This is a genomic window from Photobacterium chitinilyticum (assembly GCF_004104355.1).
Lineage (GTDB): Bacteria > Pseudomonadota > Gammaproteobacteria > Enterobacterales > Vibrionaceae > Photobacterium > Photobacterium chitinilyticum.
The window spans coordinates 1-1,058 of sequence record NZ_RJLM01000080.1 but is presented as its reverse complement, the minus strand read 5'-3'; the positions used below and the strand labels follow the sequence as shown (position 1 = coordinate 1,058).

The window sequence follows — 1,058 nt, the reverse complement described above, 5'->3', positions numbered from 1 at the left end:
ACCTACTCAATACACATCCACATCAACCACAGCTACGTTGACACTCACATGTGGAGGTGCATCACGTCAAACCAATCTTCCACCGACTGTCTCATTCGTTGTTCTCATCGTGTTCTGTCTCTATTAAATTRGACTATGATTGGAGTTCGTAGTTMGCACGTCATCTCGACTAATTCTAATGATCATATTGGCGTCACGATCGAGTGAAATCGTGGACAGTCGGATATTTTGCAAGTGGGGATTTCTTCGAACACTATATGGAGCTGTTTGAAATCTGGTGCACAACTAGAAGAGATATTACAAGGATTCAGATGAGTCCGTTCCAATTTCCGTAGTTAATTATAATACTAATGAGTACATTCTAGATCACACACAGTCTATACTCAATACACAACCGGACAGACACATGACCGACCTACTGAGGAAATGAATAATAAACTACAGAAATCTGGATTCCCATTTAAGCTGTAGCGGTTGTGTTATTTGAACCAATTTGTGATTACATTGTGCTTCATTCTGTGGCTAATTCAAATTCCGAATATAACACGTTGAGTTGTGCTCATCGTGTTCTGTCTGCATTAGATTGGACTGATCTGGGAATTCTTGACACATCAATACGAATAATTTCAATGATCATCATATAATATTAATTGAGATGAAGTCAAATGACGACTGACGTGCTGTGTACGCTATCGGAAGTGTGCGACGGAATGCGGTCTATGACTTGTGTCGGTACGTGCTGTGTACGCTATCGTGTCAGTGAGGACTCAGTTGAATTGGAAGTGTCAATTGTGGATTGGTTGGTGTGAAGTGCAGTGGTGATTGTGTGGGATGGTGCGAATGCAGTCGATGGTAGTGAATGTGTGTAGTGGAGGCAATAAGGCGGATGTCGCTGCCAGGATTAGAACGTGGGTTAGTGCGGCCACAACGCAATGTCATAACCACTAGACCACAGCGACGATGTGTTCGCGACCCAACGTCACGCTATCACAACACACCACCACTAGACCACAGCGACGATGTGTTCGCGACCCAACGTCACGCTATCACAACACACC

General features: G+C 43.8%; 1 tRNA gene. It reads right to left on the bottom strand.

From position 1 onward, the window contains the following. Positions 1-887: 887 nt before the first annotated feature. Positions 888-959, bottom strand: a tRNA-His gene (locus EDI28_RS28135). Positions 960-1,058: the final 99 nt, after the last annotated feature.